The organism is Candidatus Cloacimonadota bacterium (genome assembly GCA_020532355.1).
Classification (GTDB): domain Bacteria; phylum Cloacimonadota; class Cloacimonadia; order Cloacimonadales; family Cloacimonadaceae; genus UBA5456.
This window is the reverse complement of the sequence record JAJBBD010000299.1, coordinates 1-2,769: the sequence shown is the minus strand read 5'-3', so window position 1 is coordinate 2,769 and position 2,769 is coordinate 1. Positions and strand designations below refer to the sequence as shown.

At 37.0% G+C, this 2,769-nt stretch carries 3 protein-coding genes; 2 read left to right on the top strand and 1 reads right to left on the bottom strand.

The window, feature by feature from the left end:
- Nucleotides 1-91: 91 nt before the first annotated feature.
- Entirely contained in the window at nucleotides 92-289 is a 198-nt protein-coding gene (locus LHW48_10370) for a helix-turn-helix domain-containing protein (protein ID MCB5260851.1), read from the bottom strand.
- Between the two features lie 242 nt (nucleotides 290-531).
- Between LHW48_10370 and LHW48_10365 the strand changes: the two genes are divergently transcribed.
- Nucleotides 532-1,917, top strand: a complete 1,386-nt coding sequence (locus LHW48_10365; protein ID MCB5260850.1) for an ATP-binding protein — start codon at nucleotides 532-534, stop codon at nucleotides 1,915-1,917.
- Nucleotides 1,917-2,477, top strand: coding sequence for a hypothetical protein (locus tag LHW48_10360; protein ID MCB5260849.1), 561 nt, complete (start codon nucleotides 1,917-1,919; stop codon nucleotides 2,475-2,477). The genes LHW48_10365 and LHW48_10360 overlap by 1 nt, the downstream gene beginning before the upstream one ends.
- Nucleotides 2,478-2,769: the final 292 nt, after the last annotated feature.

The following is a 2,769-nucleotide window of genomic DNA, read 5'->3' as shown; positions in this document are numbered from 1 at the left end:
CTATTCTTCATCAAGTTCCTTTATTTACGTGCCTTTGGCATTTATTAGTTTTCCAAGTTTGAGGATTGATCAGTTACTAAGCTGCCCGATGCTACTTCTTCTTAGCTGCGACTGGTTTCTTGTGCGTAAATTGTTTTACCCATTCGTCCACATCGGCTTTCCGAAACTTCCACAACCGACCAATCTTCAATGCGGGCAAGCCTTTTTCGTTCACCCACTTGTACACAGTATCTCTGTTCACTCCCAGATAGAGTCTCACGTCATCAACAGATAACAGCCTGTCTTCCATGTTGCTCCTTGCATATATGCTTAATGAGTAGATAGTTACCTTGTTCTACGTAACATGCAAAACAAGGACATAATAGGACAAAACCAATTTAATGAGCAGGCCACTTATGTCAATGGATATAAAATTGCGAAATCTGGCATGCCCGTCTATTAACTTTCATCGTTCTTGACATAAAGAGCCATCCTATTTATTTTGATCACAAGATGATAAAAGGCTCTATACAGTAAAGTATAGGAGGAAAGATGGTATTTAAACTTGCTAATCTCGGCCCCTTGCAATGCGCTAGCATCGATTTGTCGGAGTTGACAGTAGTGTGCGGAAAGAACAACACGGGGAAAACCTATGCTACTTACACAATTTATGGATTCTTATCTTATTGGTGGGAAGCATATGAGATTGATTTAGATAGCAGTATTGTGAAAATCCTGCTCGAAAAGGGGAGTGTCTCAATATCATTATCACAAATGGTAAAAAAATCTCAGCATTTCGTTGATGTGGCTTCTAGGAAATATTGCCCAATAATTCAAAGAGTATTGTCTTCAGAACAAGAGACAATTTCGAAAGCTTCAATTAAAGTGGAACTCAATGACAGCGATATACATCCGCTTAGTGAATATGATCAAACTACAGGATCCGACAGAGTTAACATTTTTTCAATACATAAAGATAGGAATAAAGACGAGATATCGATATCTCTATTAGTTGACAAAGGATCTATTGAGGTTCCATCAAGGGTTTTAAATCGCACAATTAGCTTTGCGTTAAAACGGATCATTTTCAAAAATACTTTCCCAGAGCCCACAATATTAGTTGCAGAACGAACTGGAATTGAAATATTTCAATCAGAGCTTGATTTTGCGCGAAACAGATTACTAGACACACTTAAGGAGAGTGAGGGAAGTATCAACCCATTTGAGATATTGGAAAGAGTAAATACTGACTACGCTATCCCAATCAATCGTGCAGTTGACTCAGTGCGCAGAACTAAAGAGAAAGTGAAGAACCAGAGCTTCATCATTAAGGAGCACCCTGAAATTATTCAAAATATGAACCAGATTATTGGTGGCGATGTTTTGTATTCTAAGAATGCGATCTTTTTTGTACCTACTAATAGTAAGCGTGTACGCTTAAAAATAAACGAGGGCTCAAGTTCTGTTAGATCTTTAGTTGATCTATTTATATATCTTAAGCACGTAGCTAAAAAGGGTGACTTATTAATGGTAGATGAACCCGAGCTGAATCTTCACCCTGATAATCAAAGAAAACTCATGCAATTATTTGCACAACTAAATAATGCTGGAATTAAGATCTATGTAACAACTCATAGCGATTACATTGTTAAGGAGCTAAACAATATCATATTAATGCAATCTATCCCAGGAGACAAACAGCTCCAGTACTTTCAGAAATATGGATATGATAGGACTCATATGCTGAGTAGAAACCGTGTTTCAGTATATATCGCATCAGTTCAACCAGTATTGCTGGATGGTAATACTAGGCGTACTAAGTGCAATACATTTCAGAAAGCAGAATTCAATGGCTTCGGATTTGAGCTAGATAGTTTTGACAATACTATTAATGAAATGAATGAGATACAAGATAGCCTGTTTTATGGAGAACTCTAATGAGTCCTGTAGAACTAGTATCCAAGTTATTCGTAGAGAATGTCATAGTAGAACCTCAAAAGAACAACTATGGTGGATGTTACATTGTTATGAGGGAACCTAATGTGAATACCAAGTTGAAAAAAGTCACAATCAGTAATGTGCCCTTAACGAGTAAGGCAGTAAAACTGGATGAATTTATCCCAAAAAAATGTCTTCTGTCTGGCAAAGAAGGTGAGTTATCAAGATGTGATTACGTTCTTTTTGTAGAAGAGAATGGTGACAATTACGTTTATTACATAGAGATGAAGTCAACCAAACCAGGGAGTAAACCAAAGGTTCAATTCAAGGCATCACAATGCTTGATTAAGTACTGTGGTCTCCTTGCAGAAGTCTTTATTGGAAATAAATCAATGAATGAGGTTAAAAACGAAAGGTTTATATTGTTTAAACGAGGTCATCTTTCAAAAAGACCAACAAGCACTAAGCCTGCGGATTGGAGCAGTAATTCTCCAGATCATTACTATGAAAGGACATTCTCTGCGCCAACATCGTGTATTAGTTTCAATGAGCTGAGATAGTTTATCGACCAAGTACTTCAATATTTTGGGGCTGTTATAAACTCTCAATAACTGGTAGCATCTCTAGTGGATTGGTATTATATATTATATTCTTAGGTCCGGATTCATATATAATCCGATGATTGTCATAGATAATAAACGATTTGAGACCAATAACATATTGACTTTAGGAGGAATAATGCCAGCCATACCGAAGAGCTACTTAGTTGAAATCAAGAGTGTAGTAGAGGATATTGTCGCGGATATTGAAAAGGCAAACGGCCACTACCCCAAGGACATCATTGATCAAGTT

Excerpts from the sequence above, each read along its gene's own strand:
- LHW48_10370 (MCB5260851.1), bottom strand. The coding sequence starts at position 289 with ATGGAAGACAGGCTGTTATCTGTTGATGACGTGAGACTCTATCTGGGA.
- LHW48_10365 (MCB5260850.1), top strand. The coding sequence starts at position 532 with ATGGTATTTAAACTTGCTAATCTCGGCCCCTTGCAATGCGCTAGCATC.
- LHW48_10360 (MCB5260849.1), top strand. The coding sequence starts at position 1,917 with ATGAGTCCTGTAGAACTAGTATCCAAGTTATTCGTAGAGAATGTCATA.